Annotated in this window: 14 protein-coding genes; 9 read left to right on the top strand and 5 right to left on the bottom strand. The window is 72.5% G+C overall.

Annotation, left to right across the window (positions count from 1 at the left end; all coding sequences use genetic code 11):
• Positions 1-4: 4 nt before the first annotated feature.
• Positions 5-1,198, top strand: a complete 1,194-nt coding sequence (locus J2Z33_RS04190; protein WP_209838167.1) for a winged helix-turn-helix domain-containing protein — start codon at positions 5-7, stop codon at positions 1,196-1,198.
• On the opposite strand, the gene J2Z33_RS04185 is transcribed toward J2Z33_RS04190, so the two are convergent.
• Both J2Z33_RS04185 and uraH read right to left on the bottom strand, forming a co-directional pair.
• The gene (locus tag J2Z33_RS04185) at positions 1,183-2,448 is read right to left on the bottom strand and encodes a urate hydroxylase PuuD (protein ID WP_209838165.1); all 1,266 of its coding nucleotides are present in this window, start codon (positions 2,446-2,448) and stop codon (positions 1,183-1,185) included. The two genes, J2Z33_RS04190 and J2Z33_RS04185, sit on opposite strands and share 16 nt — an antisense overlap.
• 99 nt (positions 2,449-2,547) lie before the next feature.
• Positions 2,548-2,901: a hydroxyisourate hydrolase gene (gene uraH / locus J2Z33_RS04180; RefSeq protein ID WP_209838163.1), complete on the bottom strand. Its 354-nt coding sequence runs from the start codon at positions 2,899-2,901 to the stop codon at positions 2,548-2,550.
• A gap of 95 nt (positions 2,902-2,996) precedes the next feature.
• Between uraH and puuE the strand changes: the two genes are divergently transcribed.
• From puuE to J2Z33_RS04165, 3 genes are all read left to right on the top strand, one after another.
• The gene (puuE, locus tag J2Z33_RS04175) at positions 2,997-4,397 is read left to right on the top strand and encodes an allantoinase PuuE (protein ID WP_209838161.1); all 1,401 of its coding nucleotides are present in this window, start codon (positions 2,997-2,999) and stop codon (positions 4,395-4,397) included.
• Positions 4,394-5,203, top strand: coding sequence for a bifunctional allantoicase/(S)-ureidoglycine aminohydrolase (locus tag J2Z33_RS04170; RefSeq protein WP_209838159.1), 810 nt, complete (start codon positions 4,394-4,396; stop codon positions 5,201-5,203). The genes puuE and J2Z33_RS04170 overlap by 4 nt, the downstream gene beginning before the upstream one ends.
• Positions 5,204-5,276: 73 nt before the next feature.
• A complete protein-coding gene (locus tag J2Z33_RS04165) occupies positions 5,277-5,759 on the top strand; it encodes an ureidoglycolate lyase (RefSeq protein WP_209838157.1) in 483 nt (160 codons plus the stop codon).
• On the opposite strand, the gene map is transcribed toward J2Z33_RS04165, so the two are convergent.
• Positions 5,756-6,565: a type I methionyl aminopeptidase gene (gene map, locus J2Z33_RS04160; protein ID WP_209838156.1), complete on the bottom strand. Its 810-nt coding sequence runs from the start codon at positions 6,563-6,565 to the stop codon at positions 5,756-5,758. The two genes, J2Z33_RS04165 and map, sit on opposite strands and share 4 nt — an antisense overlap.
• Positions 6,566-6,689: 124 nt before the next feature.
• On the opposite strand from map, the gene J2Z33_RS04155 reads away from it, so the two are divergent.
• Both J2Z33_RS04155 and J2Z33_RS04150 read left to right on the top strand, forming a co-directional pair.
• Positions 6,690-7,409, top strand: a complete 720-nt coding sequence (locus J2Z33_RS04155) for a competence/damage-inducible protein A (protein WP_209838154.1) — start codon at positions 6,690-6,692, stop codon at positions 7,407-7,409.
• Positions 7,406-8,374: an OmpA family protein gene (locus tag J2Z33_RS04150; RefSeq protein WP_209838152.1), complete on the top strand. Its 969-nt coding sequence runs from the start codon at positions 7,406-7,408 to the stop codon at positions 8,372-8,374. Before J2Z33_RS04155 ends, J2Z33_RS04150 begins: the two co-directional genes overlap by 4 nt.
• Before the next feature lie 6 nt (positions 8,375-8,380).
• On the opposite strand, the gene J2Z33_RS04145 is transcribed toward J2Z33_RS04150, so the two are convergent.
• Entirely contained in the window at positions 8,381-9,286 is a 906-nt protein-coding gene (locus tag J2Z33_RS04145) for a LysR family transcriptional regulator (RefSeq protein WP_209838150.1), read from the bottom strand.
• A gap of 184 nt (positions 9,287-9,470) precedes the next feature.
• On the bottom strand, positions 9,471-11,207 hold the full coding sequence (gene ilvD / locus J2Z33_RS04140; protein ID WP_209838148.1) for a dihydroxy-acid dehydratase: 1,737 nt from the start codon (positions 11,205-11,207) through the stop codon (positions 9,471-9,473).
• 150 nt (positions 11,208-11,357) lie between these two features.
• Between ilvD and accD the strand changes: the two genes are divergently transcribed.
• Genes accD through J2Z33_RS04125 form a run of 3 tightly spaced genes read left to right on the top strand, consistent with a single transcriptional unit; the run spans position 11,358 to position 14,055 of the window.
• Positions 11,358-12,275, top strand: coding sequence for an acetyl-CoA carboxylase, carboxyltransferase subunit beta (gene accD / locus J2Z33_RS04135; protein ID WP_209838146.1), 918 nt, complete (start codon positions 11,358-11,360; stop codon positions 12,273-12,275).
• Positions 12,272-13,534 carry a bifunctional folylpolyglutamate synthase/dihydrofolate synthase gene (locus J2Z33_RS04130; protein ID WP_209838144.1) on the top strand — a complete coding sequence of 421 codons (1,263 nt, stop codon included), beginning with the start codon at positions 12,272-12,274 and terminating at the stop codon, positions 13,532-13,534. Before accD ends, J2Z33_RS04130 begins: the two co-directional genes overlap by 4 nt.
• Positions 13,531-14,055, top strand: coding sequence for a hypothetical protein (locus J2Z33_RS04125; protein WP_209838142.1), 525 nt, complete (start codon positions 13,531-13,533; stop codon positions 14,053-14,055). The genes J2Z33_RS04130 and J2Z33_RS04125 overlap by 4 nt, the downstream gene beginning before the upstream one ends.
• The last annotated feature ends 69 nt before the right edge of the window (positions 14,056-14,124 follow it).

Below are 14,124 nucleotides of genomic sequence, written 5' to 3'. Positions count from 1 at the left end.
CCCCATGGCGTTGCCGATCCTGCCCAACGCCGCCGCGCGGCGGCTTTTTCTCGACCGGCACGGGCTGCTTGGGGCCCCGCGCCGGCGGGGGACGGGGGCGCTGCTCGACGACTTGGGCTTCGTGCAGGTGGACTCGGTGCTGACGCTGGCCCGCGCCCACGACCTGATCCTGTGGAGCCGCAGCCCGGCCCATCGGCCCGCCGACCTGGGGGCCGAGGTGCGCGGGCGGCGGGCCTTCGAGCACTGGACGCACGACGCGGCGGTGATCCCCATGGCGTTCTGGCCGCATTGGCGGCACCGCTTCGAGCGGGACCGCGCGCGGCTGGATGCGCGCTGGGACGCCTGGCAGGGGCCGGGGTTCCGCGCCGAGATCGACCGGACGCTGGCCCATGTCGCCGCCAACGGCCCGACGCTGTCGGGCGAGCTGGCGCGGGGGCCGAGGGTTCCGCCCGGCTGGTGGAACTGGCATCCGGGGAAGGTCGCGCTGGAATACCTGTGGCGCGTGGGGGAGCTGTCGGTGAGCCACCGGCAGGGCTTCCAGAAGGCCTATGACCTGACCGAGCGCGTGGTGCCCGAGGCCGTGCGCGCGGCGCGGCCCGATCTGGAGGAGACGGTGGGCTGGGCGGCCGGCGCGGCGTTGGACCGGCTGGGATTTGCCACGCCGGGGGAGGTGGCGGCGTTCTGGGACCTGCTGACGCCGGAGGAGGCGCAGGCCTGGGCGCGCGGGGCGCTGGCGCGGGGCGAGGTGGAGGAGGTCGCCGTCGAGGGCGCGGACGGGCGGCTGCGCCGGAGCCTCGCCCGGCCGGGCGTGCGGGAGGAGGCCGCCGCGCTGCCCGAGCCGTCGGACCGCCTCCGGCTCCTGTCGCCCTTCGACCCCGCCCTACGCGACCGGGCGCGGGCCGAGCGGCTTTGGGGCTTTCGCTACCGGATCGAGATCTACGTGCCTGCGTCCCGGCGGGTCTTTGGCTACTACGTGTTCCCGCTGCTGGAAGGGACGCGGCTCGTGGGGCGGGCCGAGGTGGTGGCCATGGGCGGGGCGGTGGTCCTTCGGGCGCTCTGGCCCGAGCCGGGGCTGCGCTGGGGCAAGGGGCGCACCGACCGGCTGCTGGCGGAGCTGGAGCGGGTGGCGGCGCTGGCGGGGGCCGGGCGGGTGGAGTGCGCGCCCGGCTGGCTGCGGCCGCCTCAGGTCGCGCCCTGATACCAGGCGCGGATCGCGGCGCGCTCCTCCTCGGTGATCTCCGAGAGGTTGCCGGGGGGCATGGCGTGGCTGGCGCCGGACTGGAGGTAGATGTCGCGGGCGCGGTTGGCGACCTGGGCCTCGGTCTCCAGCATCACGCCCTTGGGGGGCCAGTGGAGGCCGGGCCAGGCGGGCTCGGCCGCGTGGCACATGGAGCAGCGGCCCCGGACGATGGAATGGACCTCGGCGAAGTCGGAGGCCTGTGCGTAGCGGTCGGCGCCGGGGGCGAGGAGCGTGGCCTCGGCCTCCTGCGCCTCGGAGTAGCCGAAGGCGCGGGGGGAGGCGAGCCAGACGATCAGGAGGAAGATCACGGCCGTGGCGGCCCAGGTCCAATGGGGGCGGCCTTGGCGGGCGTGAGTGGTGTTGAACCAGTGGCGGATGGTGACGCCCATCAGGAACACGAGCGACGCGATGGCCCAGGTGTTCGCGCCCGCGAAGGCCAGCGGGTAGTGGTTCGACAGCATCAGGAAGATGACCGGCAGCGTCAGGTAGTTGTTGTGGGTGCTGCGCTGCTTGGCGATCTTGCCATACTTGGGGTCGGGCTTGCGGCCCGCCTTGAGGTCCGCGACCACGATCCGCTGGTTGGGCATGATCGTGAAGAACACGTTGCCCGACATGATCGTGGCGGTGAAGGCGCCGAGGTGGAGGAGCGCGGCGCGGCCCGAGAAGACGTTCGTGTAGAACAGCGACATCCCGACGATGACGCCGAAGAGCGCCACCATGAGGCGCACCGGCTCCTGCCCGAAGCGGGAGCGGCAGAGGCGGTCGTAGATCACCCAGCCCAAGGCGAGGGAGGCGGCGGACAGGGCGGCGGCCTGGACGCCGGAGGGGATCTCGATCCGGCCCAGGTGCAGGGGCGGGAAGGCTTGGACGCGCGGGTCGATGAGGTAGAGTTCGCCCCCCAGCCAGTAGACGAGGATCAGGAGCGTGAAGCCCGAGAGCCACGTCGAGTAGCTTTCCCATTTGAACCACACGAGGTCGTTCGGGAGCTGCGCGGGGGCCACGAGGTATTTCTGGACGTTGTAGAAGCCGCCGCCATGGACCTGCCACTCCTCGCCGTCCGCGCCGGTGGACAGCTTGCGGTCGCGGTGGAGGCCGAGGTCGAGGGCGATGAAGTAGAAGCTCGACCCGATCCAGGCGATGGCGGTGATGACGTGGAGCCAGCGGACGGCGAACTCGGCCCAGTGCCACAGGACGGCGGCGTCGTACATTCGGTTCTCCCCTTGCGGGTGTCAGGATAGGCGGGGCGGCGGGGGACCGGAAGGCGCAGGGCGCCCGGCGGGGTGGCGATGCCTGGATTTTGGGCGGTCTCAGCTTCCCCGGTAGGTGGAATAGCCGAAGGGCGACAGGAGGAGGGGGACGTGGTAGTGCCCGGCCTCCATCCCGAAGCGGAGGGGGATGGCGTCGAGGAACGGGGGCTCCGTCAGCGCCGCGCCGGTCGTCCGCAGGTAGTCGCCGGCGTGGAAGGTCAGTTCGTAGAGGCCAGGGGCGAAGCGGCCCTGCGGCAGGATCGGCGCGTCGGTGCGGCCGTCGGCGTTGGTGACGGCCTCGGCCAGCCGCTGTCGCGTGTTGCCGTCCAGCCGGTCGAGCGTGATGCGCAGGCCCGCCGCCGGGCCGCCCCGCGCGGTGTCGAGAACATGGGTGGTCAGAAATCCATCGGACATGGCGAGTCCCCGTTTTCCGCCTTGTCGGCCGGTCCGCTCCGGGTTGCAAGCGCCCGCCGCCCCGGCCTACCAATCGGCCGAACAGGAGACGCCCGATGCCCGACCGCTACCCCCGCGACACCCTTGGCCATGGCGAGGCCCCGCCCGAGGCGAACTGGCCCCACGGCGCGCGCGTGGCCGTGTCGCTGGTGCTGAACTACGAGGAGGGGGGCGAGAATTCGGTGCTGCACGGGGATGCCGCGTCCGAGGCGTTCCTGTCCGACATCGCGGGGGCAAGCCCGTGGCCGGGGATGCGGCACTGGAACATGGAGTCGATCTACGATTACGGCGCGCGGGCCGGGTTCTGGCGGCTGCACCGGATGCTGCGGGGGCAGCCGGTGACGGTCTACGGCGTGGCGACGGCGCTGGCGCGGTCGCCCGCGCAGGTGGCGGCCATGAAGGAGGCCGGGTGGGAGATCGCCTCGCACGGGCTGAAATGGGTCGAGCATCGGGATATGCCCGAGGAGGTCGAGCGGGCGCAGATCGCCGAGGCGATCCGGCTCCATGCGGAGGTGGTCGGCGAGCCGCCGCGCGGGTGGTATACGGGGCGGTGCAGCGCGAACACCGTGCGGCTGACGGCCGAGACGGGGCGCTTCGACTGGATCAGCGACACCTACGACGACGACCTGCCCTATTGGCGCGAGGTGGGGGCGCGCGACCAACTGGTGATCCCCTATACGCTGGAGGCCAACGACATGCGGTTCGCGGTGTCGCCCGGCTGGGTGACGGGGCGGGACTTCGGGGACTACCTTTGCGACACCTATGACACGCTCCACGCCGAGGGCGGGCGGATGATGTCGGTGGGGCTGCATTGCCGGCTCGTGGGGCGGCCGGGCAAGGCGAGCGGGCTGAAGCAGTTCCTCGACCACGCGCGGCAGAAAGGCGGCGCGTGGTTCGCGACGCGGGGCGAGATCGCGGCGCATTGGGCGGCGCATCACCCGCACCAGCGGCGGGAGCGGCCGTCGGAGATGCCGCTCGACGCCTTCGTCCAGCGGTTCGGCGGGATCGTGGAGCATTCGCCCTGGGTGGCCGAACGGGCATGGCAGCTGGAGCTGGGGGCGGCGCATGACACGGCCACGGGGCTGGCCAGCGCGCTCGCGCGGGTGCTGCGGACGGCCACGGCGGAGGAGCGGCTGGGCGTGCTGCGCGCCCACCCGGACCTCGCCGGGAAGCTGGCGGCGGCGCGGCGGCTGACGGCGGAGTCCACCGCCGAGCAGGCGAGCGCCGGGCTTGACGCGCTGACCGACGCGGAGCGGGCGCGGTTCACCGAGCTGAACGCGGCCTATGTGGGGCGGTTCGGCGTTCCCTTCATCATCGCGGTGCGCGACCACACGAAGGCGTCGATCCTGTCGGCCTTCGAGCGGCGCGTCGGGGCCGATCCCGCGACCGAGCTGGCCGAGGCGCTGCGGCAGGTCGAGCGCATCGCCGAGCTGCGCCTGAAAGCGATCCTGCCATGAGCTACGCCTTCCCGCCCGGCGGCCTGCCGGACCAGTCCGGCGATCCTGCCGCCAACCGCGCCGTGCTCACGACGGCCTACGCCTTCATCCCGGCGTCGGTGCAGCGCGACATCGTGACCAGCCATTTCCCCGGCTGGGAGGGGACGCGGGCCTGGGTCCTCGCGCGACCGCTATCGGGGCTGGCCGAGACCTTCGCGCAATATGCCATGGAGGTGCAGCCCGGCGGCGGCAGCGACGCGCCCGAGCCCGACGCCGGGGCCGAGGGGGTGATCCTGGTGGCCGAGGGGACGGGCGTCCTGCGGATCGGCGGGAAGACGCATGAGCTGGGCGCCGGGAGCTACGCCTTCCTGCCGCCCGCCTGCGGCTGGAGCCTGCGGGCCACCTCGCTCCTGCGCTTTCATTGGGTGCGCCGCCGGTATGTCCCGGCGCCGGGGCTGCCCATGCCCCCGGTCGTCGTGACCTCCGACCGCGCCGAGCCGGTGCGGTGGATGCCGAACACCGACCTCTGGGGCACGACGCGCTTCGTGGAGCCCGACGACCTTCGCCACGACATGCACGTGAACATCGTGACGTTCCGTCCCGGCGGCCGCATCCCCTTCGCCGAGACGCACGTGATGGAGCACGGGCTCTACGTTCTGGAGGGGACGGCGCGCTACCTCCTGAACACCGACTGGGTGGAGGTCGGGCCGGGCGACTTCATGTGGCTGCGCGCCTTCTGCCCGCAGGCCTGCGTGGCGACGGGCGACCGGCCGTTCCGGTATCTCCTCTACAAGGACGTGAACCGCCATCCGGCGCTGGCGCTCTGATGGCCTTCTTTGGCTCCAAATATCCCGGGGGGAGGCGAAGCCGGGGGGCAGAGCCCCCCTCGACGGTGCCCGCATGACCGACACCCTCGCAGAACCGCTGACCCCCGACGCCTTCGCCCCCTTCGGCGACGTGCTGGAGGCGGCAGGCCCGCCCGACCGGATCATCAACCAGGGCCTCTGCGGCCGCTTCCACGACCGGGCGCGGCTCGACTTCGACGGGGGCCGCGCCGGGATCAGCCTGTTCGACGCCCAGCCGAGGGCGCTGCCCTATCGGCTGGAGATGGTGGAGCGGCATCCGCTGGGCTCGCAGGCCTTCCTGCCGATGACGCCGAACCCGTTCCTCGTGATCGTCGCCGAGGGACGCGACGCGACGCCGGGCCGCGTCCGCGCCTTCCTCACCGCGCCGGGGCAGGGGATCAACCTGCACCGGGGGACGTGGCACGGGGTGCTGACGCCGCTGCACGCGCCGGGGCTGTTCGCGGTGGTGGACCGGATCGGGGAGGGGCCGAACCTGGAGGAGTGGTGGCTGCCCGAGCCGGCGATGGTGCGGGCCTAGCGCCGGGGCTGGACGAAGACCCCGCCCGGCGAGGGCGTGAAGATCTCCACCCCCGTCGCGGTGATGCCGACCGAATGCTCGAACTGCGCGGACAGCGACTTGTCGCGGGTGACGGCGGTCCAGTCGTCGGCGAGGACCTTGGTCTCGGGGCGCCCCAAGTTCACCATGGGCTCGATGGTGAAGAACATCCCCTCCTCCAGGCGCGGGCCGGTGCCGGGGCGGCCGTAGTGGAGGACGTTGGGCGGGGCGTGGAAGACGCGGCCGAGGCCGTGGCCGCAGAAGTCGCGGACGACCGACATCCGGTTCGCCTCGACATAGGCCTGGATGGCGTGGCCGATGTCGCCGAAGGTCGCGCCGGGCCGCGCGGCCTCGATCCCCCGCATCAGGGCGTCGTGGGTGACCTGGATCAGCCGCTCGGCCTTCCGGCTGGGCGTGCCCGCGACATACATCCGCGAGGTGTCGCCATACCAGCCGTCGAGGATCACGGTCACGTCGATGTTCAGGATGTCGCCGTCCTTTAGCACCTTGTCGCCGGGGATGCCGTGGCAGACGACGTGGTTCACGCTGATGCAGGAGGCGTGCTGGTAGCCCTTGTAGCCGATCGTGGCCGAAGTCGCGCCGCGCGCCTTCACCATCTCGGTGATGAGTCGGTCGATCTCGCCGGTGGTCTGGCCGGGGACGACGTGCGGGCCGATGTCGTCGAGGATCTCGGCGGCGACGCGGCCCGCCGCGTGCATCCCGGCGAAGTCGCCCGGCTCGTGGATGCGGATGCCCTCGCGGGTGAGTCGGCCTCGGCGTTCGTCCACTGCTCGCGTCCTTGTATCCATGGGGAGGAAATAGGCGAAGCCGCCGGGGAGTTCCAGACGCGAGGCTGGATCGGCCGGGGGCGCCGGCCTATACCTCAGCCCCAGCACCAATGCGAGGACCTTCATGAATCCCACGGCCGCGATCCTCGTGATCGGCGACGAGATCCTCTCGGGCCGCACGCGCGACTCGAACCTCCACTTCCTGGCGCAGGAGCTGGCACGGGTCGGCATCGACCTGCGGGAGGCGCGGGTGGTGCCCGACCGCCACGCGGTGATCGTGGAAGCGGTGCGGGCGCTGGCGGGGGCGCACGATCACGTCTTCACGTCGGGGGGCATCGGCCCCACCCACGACGACATCACCGCCGACGCCGTGGCCGAGGCGATGGGCGTGGCGTTGTCGGTGCGGGACGACGCGCGGGCGGTCCTGCGGGCGCATTACGACCGCATGGGGGTGGAGATGAACGAGGCGCGGCTGCGGATGGCCCGCGTCCCCGAGGGGGCCACGCTGATCGAGAACCCGGTCAGCGCCGCCCCCGGCTTCTCGGTCGGCAACGTCCATGTCATGGCCGGCGTGCCGCGCATCTTCGAGGCGATGGTGGCGGGCCTGCTGCCGCGCCTGACGGGCGGGACGCCGCTCCTGTCCCAGAGCTACCGCATCCAGCGCGGCGAGGGCGAGATCGCGGGGCCGCTGTCGGACCTCGCGGCGGCCTATCCCGACCTCACGATGGGCTCCTATCCGTTCCAGCAGAACGGGGCCTTCGGGGCCAACGTGGTGATCCGGGGCGCCGACGGGGCGCGGGTCAACGAGGCGATGACGCGGCTCGCGGCGCTCTTCCCGGAATGAGCCGGCGCGGGGGCCGGGCGAGCGGGGGCCAGTCGGGCGGGGGCAGGGCGACGGGGTGGGCGCTTCCCGGGCTCGCGCTGGCTCTCGCGCTCGGGGCCTGCCCCGCCGGGGCGGTGACGCTGGAGGTGCGCGGCCCCGTGGTCCTGGCCCTGGAGCGGTCCGAGCCCCTGGGCCGCCATGCCATCGCCACCGGTCCCTGGGCCGAGGACGGGGGCGCGCCCGTCCTGGCGGCGGAGGGGGCGGTGACGCGGCGGGTCTGGCAGGTGAACGCGGCCGGGCGCACGGTGCTCCAGATCCTCGCGCCGCTGCGCGAGCAGGTCGCGGCGCAGGGGTTCCGGCCGCTCCTGGACTGCGAGGCCGAGGCCTGCGGGGGCTTCGACTTCCGGGCCGCCGTCGAGATCCTGCCGCCGCCCGCGATGTTCGTGGACCTCGTGGATTTCCACTACCTGTCGGCCCGGCGCGGCGGCGAGGTCCTGAGCCTCCTGGTCAGCCGCAGCGACGCGCAGGGCTTCGTCCAGCTCGTCGCGGTCGCGCCCGCCGATCCGACGGACCCCGTGCCGCCGGCCGCCCCGGAGGCCGGGCCGGCGCCGGCCGCCTCGGACCTCGCGGCGCGGATCGAGGGGGAGGGGCGGGTGGTGCTGGAAGGGCTGGCCTTCGCCAGCGGCGGGGCGGAGCTGGGGCCGGACGGGGGCGCGGCGCTGGCGGCGCTGGCGGCCTATCTGGCGGCGAACCCGGGCCGCCGCGTCGCCATCGTCGGCCACACCGACGCCGAGGGATCGCTGGCGGCCAACGTCGCCCTGTCGAAGCGGCGGGCCGAGGCGGTGGCCGACCGGCTCGTGGCGCTGGGGGTCGGGCGCGGGCGGCTCGTGGCCGAGGGGATGGGCTGGCTCGCGCCGCGCGCCACCAACCTCACCGCCGAGGGACGCGCCGCCAACCGGCGCGTCGAGGCGCTGGTCCTGCCCTGAAGCGGCTCACCAGGAGTTCGGGCCCTTCTCGGCGAAGGATTCGACCAGGAAGTCGATGAAGGCGCGCACCTTGGGCTGGGTGAAGCGGCCCGGCGGATAGACGGCGTAGATGCCCTGCACCTCGGTCGGCAGGCCGGGAATCGCTTCCTCCACGAGGCCCTTCTGCATGGAGTCGGCGTAAAGGAACGACGGCAGGTAGGCGATGCCCAGCCCCGACACGCAGGCGTTCAGCAGCGACTGGCCGTCGTTGACCGTGAGCCAGCCCGAGGTGCGGACCTGCCGCTTCTCGCCCGAGGGGGCGGTGATCTTCCACACCGCGTTGTTGGCCTGGTTCGAGTAGTGCAGGAGCTTGTGCTCGTTCAGGTCGTCGATGGTCTTGGGGCGGCCGTAGCGGGTGAAGTAGTCGGGCGAGGCGATCATCTTGCGCGTCGTCTCGGCCAGCTTGCGGGCGCGGAGGGTGGAATCCTCCAGGTCGCCGATGCGGATGGCCATGTCGAAGCCTTCGGAGATCAGCTCCACGTAGCGGTTGTTCAGCACCATGTTCACGGTGATGTCGGGGAATTCCTGAAGGAAGGTGCCCAGGACCGGGCTGAGGTGGTTCACGCCGAAGTCGGTCGCCACCGAGATCCGCAGGAGCCCCGAGGGCGCCGCCTGCATGGAGGTCACGAGCGAGTCGGCCTCGCCCGCGTCGTTCAGGACGCGGCGGGCGCGGTCGTAGTAGGCGAGCCCGATCTCCGTCGGCGACACGCGGCGGGTGGTGCGGTTGAGGAGCCGCGCGCCGAGGCGGGCCTCAAGGGCGGAGACGTGCTTGGAGACGGCGGACTTGGAGATGCCCATCTTCTTGGCGGCGTCGGTGAAGCCGCCCTGGTCCACCACGGTGGCGAAGGCTTCCATCTCGGTCAGGCGGTCCATGCGCGATCCTTTCCAAATCGGGAACGGGAGTTGGTGTCGGGGCGCTTCTCGTTCTCGAATCAGGCACAATTGAGACAAAGGCCGGTCAAATCGGAGGAGTCTCGCGGAATTGGCGTAGCCATGGAAACGGGCCGAAGGCGGCGGCCCCCGCGTCGGCGCGCGGGGGGCAGCGCCCCCCTTCTCCTCACTGGTCCATGTAGACGTGCCGCTCGGCGCTCGCGCCCGGATGCGTCACCGCGCCGTGGCGGGCGCTTCCGACGAGGCGGGCGAACTTCCAGAGCGCGCCGGAGGCATACTGCGTCTCGCGGGGCCCGGGCCAGGCGGCGCGGCGGGTGGCCAGCTCCTCGTCCGACAAGGCCACCGACAGCTCGCCCCGGAGCGCGTCGATGGTGACGAGGTCGCCGTCGCGCAGCAGCGCGATGGGCCCGCCATGGGCGGCCTCGGGGCCCACGTGGCCGACGCAGAAGCCGCGCGTCGCGCCCGAGAAGCGGCCGTCGGTGATGAGCGCGACCTTCTTGCCCATGCCTTGGCCCGACAGCGCCGCCGTGGTCGCCAGCATCTCGCGCATCCCCGGCCCGCCCGCCGGGCCTTCGTTACGGATGACCAGCACCTCGCCCTCGCGGTAGGCGCGGGCCTTGACGGCGGCGAAGGCGTCCTCCTCGCTCTCGAAGACGCGGGCGGGGCCGGTGAAGACCTGCTCCGCCTCGCTCATGCCCGCGACCTTCACGATGGCGCCGTCGGGGGCAAGGTTGCCGCGCAGGCCGACGACGCCGCCGGTGCGGGTGAGGGGCGAGGTCGCCGGGTAGACCACCCGCCCGTCGGCCTCGGCCCGGATCTCGTCCAGCTCCTCGCCGAGCGTGCGGCCCGAGACGGTCAGGCAGTCCTCGTGCAGGAGGCCGACGCGCTGGAGTTCCTTGAGGACGACCGGGACGCCGCCGACCTCGTGGAGGTCCTTGGCGACGTAGCGGCCGCCGGGGCGGAGGTCCACGAACCAGGGCGTGTCGCGCATGATGGCGGCCACGTCGAAGAGGTCGAAGGCGATCCCGGCCTCGTGGGCCATGGCCGGCAGGTGCAGCGCCGCGTTGGTCGAGCCGCCGGTGCAGGCGACGATCCGGGCGGCGTTCTCCAGCGATTTCCGCGTCACGATATCGCGGGCGCGGATGTTCTTCTCGATCAGGGTCATCACGGCCACGCCCGCCGCCTCGCAGAACTGGTCGCGGCTCTCGTAGGGGGCGGGGGCGGAGGAGGAGTTGAGCAGCGCGAGGCCGATCGCCTCGCTCACGCAGGCCATGGTGTTCGCCGTGTATTGCGCGCCGCAGGCCCCGGCGGAGGGGCAGGCGACCCGTTCGAGGATCGCCAGCTCGGCGTCGGACAGGGTGCCGGCCTGGTGCTGGCCCACGGCCTCGAACACGTCCTGCACGGTCACGTCGCGGCCCTGATGGCGGCCGGGGAGGATCGAGCCGCCGTAGACGAAGACGGAGGGCACGTTCAGGCGGATCATCGCCATCATCATGCCGGGGAGGCTCTTGTCGCACCCCGCAAGGCCCACGAGCGCGTCGTAGCAGTGGCCGCGCATCGTCAGCTCCACGGTGTCGGCGATGGCGTCGCGCGAGGCGAGGGAGGAGCGCATCCCCTCGTGGCCCATGGCGACGCCGTCGGTGACGGTGATGGTCGTGAACTCGCGCGCGGTGCCGCCGGCCTTCTTCACCCCGGCCTTGGCGGCCTGCGCCTGCCGGTTCAGGGCGATGTTGCAGGGCGCGGCCTCGTTCCAGCAGGTGGCGACGCCGACCCAGGGCTGGTGGATCTCCTCGTCGGTGAGGCCCATGGCGTAGAAGTAGCTGCGGTGCGGCGCGCGGGCCGGGCCTTCGGTGACGTGGCGGCTGGGCAGCCGGGCCTTGTCGAAGCGGCGGTCGGTCGTCATCGGCGTCTTCCCCCTGCGATCCGGGGGGAAGGTCGCGCAGGCGGGGGCGGCTGTCCAGTCGCGCGTAGGCGGGGCGCGCGGCCCCGCGCCGATTGCATCCGCGGCCGTGGGGGCTTATCTCAGCCCGTCAAAGGCTCGGAGGGCGCGCGCATGAACTGGATCTCCAACTACGTCCGCCCGCGGATCAACTCCATCTTCTCGCGCCGGGAGGTGCCGGAGAACCTCTGGTCCAAGTGCGACGAGTGCGGGCAGATGCTGTTCCACCGCGAGCTGGCCGAGAACCTGAACGTCTGCCCGAACTGCGGGCACCACATGGCGATCCGCCCGCGCGAGCGGTTCAAGGCCTTCTTCGACGGCGGCGCGTTCATCGAGGTCCGGGTGCCCGAGCCGATCCCCGACCCGCTGCAGTTCCGCGACCAGAAGAAATACGTGGACCGCCTCAAGGAGGCCCGCAAGACGACGGGCGAGAAGGAGGCGATGCTGGTCGCCGAGGGCGAGGTCGGGCGGACGCCGGTCGTTGCGGTGGCGCAGGACTTCTCGTTCATGGCGGGGTCCATGGGGATGTACGTGGGCAACGCCATCATCGCCGCCGCCGAGCGGGCGGTGGAGCTGCGGCGGCCGCTGGTGCTGTTCTCGGCCGCCGGGGGGGCGCGGATGCAGGAGGGCATCCTGTCGCTGATGCAGATGCCGCGCACGACGGTCGCGGTGCAGATGCTCAAGGAGGCGGGGCTTCCTTACGTCGTGGTGCTGACGCATCCGACGACCGGGGGGGTGACGGCCTCCTATGCCATGCTGGGCGACGTGCAGATCGCGGAGCCGGGGGCGCTGATCTGCTTTGCCGGGCCGCGCGTGATCGAGCAAACCATCCGCGAGACGCTGCCCGCCGGGTTCCAGCGGGCGGAATACCTGCTCGACCACGGGATGCTCGACCGGGTGACGCCGCGCGGCAAGCTGAAGGACGAGATCGTGACCATCCTGCGGATGCTGCTGCGCGAGCCGCCGGCGGTGATGGCGGACCTGCCGTCGCCCGAGCCCGTCGCGGTCGAGACCCAAGCCGCCGCCGAATGACCGGGGGGAGCGATCTCCTGCTGGAGCGGATGACCCGGCTCCACCCCAAGATCATCGACCTGACGCTGGCGCGGGTGGAACGGCTCTGCGCGGCGCTGGGGCACCCCGAACGGCGGTTGCCGCCGGTGGTCCATGTCGCGGGGACCAACGGCAAGGGATCGACGCAGGCGATGATCCGGGCGGGGCTGGAGGCCTCGGGGGCGAGCGTCCACGCCTACACCTCGCCGCATCTGGCGCGGTTCCACGAGCGCATCCGCGTCGCGGGGGAGCTGATCTCCGAGGATGAGTTGATGGCGGTGCTGGATCGCTGCATGGCGGCGAACGGCGAGGCGCCGATCACCTTCTTCGAGATCACCACGGCGGCGGCGTTCCTGGCGTTCTCCGAGACGGCGGCGGACTGGACGCTGCTGGAGGTGGGGCTGGGCGGGCGGCTGGACGCGACGAACGTCGTGGAGCCGAGGCTGTGCGTCGTGACGCCGGTGGACCTGGACCACCAGCAATACCTGGGCGACACGCTGGGCAGGATCGCCGGGGAGAAGGCGGGCATCCTGAAGCGCGGGGTGCCGGTCGTCGTGGCGCGGCAACACCCGGAGGCGCTGGAGGTCATCGAGGCGCGGGCGGCGCGGCTGGGGGCGCCGGTGCTGGCCGAGGGGCAGCACTGGCATTGCGGGGTGGAGGACGGGCGGCTGGTGTTCCGGGACGAACGGGGGTTGCTGGACCTGCCCTTGCCGAACTTGGCGGGGCCGCACCAGATCGTGAACGCGGGCGCGGCGCTGGCGGCGATGCGGGAGCTGGGGCTGGACGCGGACGCCTGCGAGGCGGGCGTCACGACGGCCGAGTGGCCGGCGCGGATGCAGCGGCTGCGCGGGATGCTGGCCGAGGTGATGGGGCCGGGGGAGCTGTGGCTCGACGGCGGGCACAACCCGGCGGCGGGGGAGGCCATCGCGGCGACGCTGAAGGCGATGCCGCCCGCGCGGACGCATCTTGTCTGCGGGATGCTGAACACCAAGGACGTGGCGGGGTTCATGCGGCCGCTGGCGGGGGTGGCGGAGCGGCTCTGGGCGGTGTCGATCCCCGGGGAGGCGAACACGCTGCCCGCCGGGGAGACGGCGCGGCACGCGCGGGGGGCGGGGTTGGTGGCCGACGAGGCGGACGGCGTGCGCGAGGCCATCGCGGCGGCGGTGGGGATGGGCGCTCACCGAGTCCTGATCTGCGGGTCGCTGTACCTCGCCGGGCACGTGCTACGAAGCGGCGCATGATCCGTTGGTCGCTCCTCCTCGCGCTCTGGGCGCAGCCGTCGCAGGCGGCCCTGGTCCATTTCTGCTGGGCGGGGTCGAGCGGCTACACGATGGTCGGGTCGATGGAGTTCCCCGACGCGCTGGCCGGAGCCGAGGTGGTGACGGAAGCGGACGTGACGCGGTTCAAGATCGCGGGCTTCAAGGACGGAAGCCCGATCGGCACCTGGGACGCCACGACGCGGGCGCCGGATGACACGTGGTACCTGCGCTACTGGCCGAGGCTGATGCAGTTCCCGACCAACGGCGAGGTGCCGGGGCCCTTCGACCAGGGGTGGAACGCGGACGGGACGGCGGCGGACTGCGACGAGGGGGAGTTCGGGTTCAACGCCGGGAACTACGCGCAGGACTTCTGCCTGTCGGGGGTCTGGGTCGAGGAGTCCGGCGTGGAGCCGCAAAAGCCCTTCATCGCGCAGACGACCGCGCCGACCGATCCCGAATGCGCGGGGCCGGCGCTGCTGAGCAAGCGGCGGCTGGGCCGGTAGGCGGAGTCCAGAGGGACCGCCGGCGCGCGTGTGCCCTTCGCGCGCCGGCGGGGATGGGGGCCGTGGTGC

Source organism: Rubellimicrobium aerolatum (assembly GCF_017872975.1).
GTDB lineage: Bacteria > Pseudomonadota > Alphaproteobacteria > Rhodobacterales > Rhodobacteraceae > Rubellimicrobium > Rubellimicrobium aerolatum.
Note: the sequence above shows the minus strand (reverse complement) of the source record. Positions and strands in the feature narration are given on the sequence as shown.

What these genes read in the sequence shown, in the direction of transcription:
- J2Z33_RS04190 (WP_209838167.1), top strand. Translation starts at nt 5, where the DNA reads ATGGCGTTGCCGATCCTGCCCAACGCCGCCGCGCGGCGGCTTTTTCTC.
- J2Z33_RS04185 (WP_209838165.1), bottom strand. Translation starts at nt 2,448, where the DNA reads ATGTACGACGCCGCCGTCCTGTGGCACTGGGCCGAGTTCGCCGTCCGC.
- J2Z33_RS04145 (WP_209838150.1), bottom strand. Translation starts at nt 9,286, where the DNA reads ATGGACCGCCTGACCGAGATGGAAGCCTTCGCCACCGTGGTGGACCAG.
- J2Z33_RS04125 (WP_209838142.1), top strand. Translation starts at nt 13,531, where the DNA reads ATGATCCGTTGGTCGCTCCTCCTCGCGCTCTGGGCGCAGCCGTCGCAG.
- accD (WP_209838146.1), top strand. Translation starts at nt 11,358, where the DNA reads ATGAACTGGATCTCCAACTACGTCCGCCCGCGGATCAACTCCATCTTC.
- ilvD (WP_209838148.1), bottom strand. Translation starts at nt 11,207, where the DNA reads ATGACGACCGACCGCCGCTTCGACAAGGCCCGGCTGCCCAGCCGCCAC.
- J2Z33_RS04170 (WP_209838159.1), top strand. Translation starts at nt 4,394, where the DNA reads ATGAGCTACGCCTTCCCGCCCGGCGGCCTGCCGGACCAGTCCGGCGAT.
- J2Z33_RS04150 (WP_209838152.1), top strand. Translation starts at nt 7,406, where the DNA reads ATGAGCCGGCGCGGGGGCCGGGCGAGCGGGGGCCAGTCGGGCGGGGGC.
- puuE (WP_209838161.1), top strand. Translation starts at nt 2,997, where the DNA reads ATGCCCGACCGCTACCCCCGCGACACCCTTGGCCATGGCGAGGCCCCG.
- J2Z33_RS04165 (WP_209838157.1), top strand. Translation starts at nt 5,277, where the DNA reads ATGACCGACACCCTCGCAGAACCGCTGACCCCCGACGCCTTCGCCCCC.
- J2Z33_RS04130 (WP_209838144.1), top strand. Translation starts at nt 12,272, where the DNA reads ATGACCGGGGGGAGCGATCTCCTGCTGGAGCGGATGACCCGGCTCCAC.
- uraH (WP_209838163.1), bottom strand. Translation starts at nt 2,901, where the DNA reads ATGTCCGATGGATTTCTGACCACCCATGTTCTCGACACCGCGCGGGGC.
- J2Z33_RS04155 (WP_209838154.1), top strand. Translation starts at nt 6,690, where the DNA reads ATGAATCCCACGGCCGCGATCCTCGTGATCGGCGACGAGATCCTCTCG.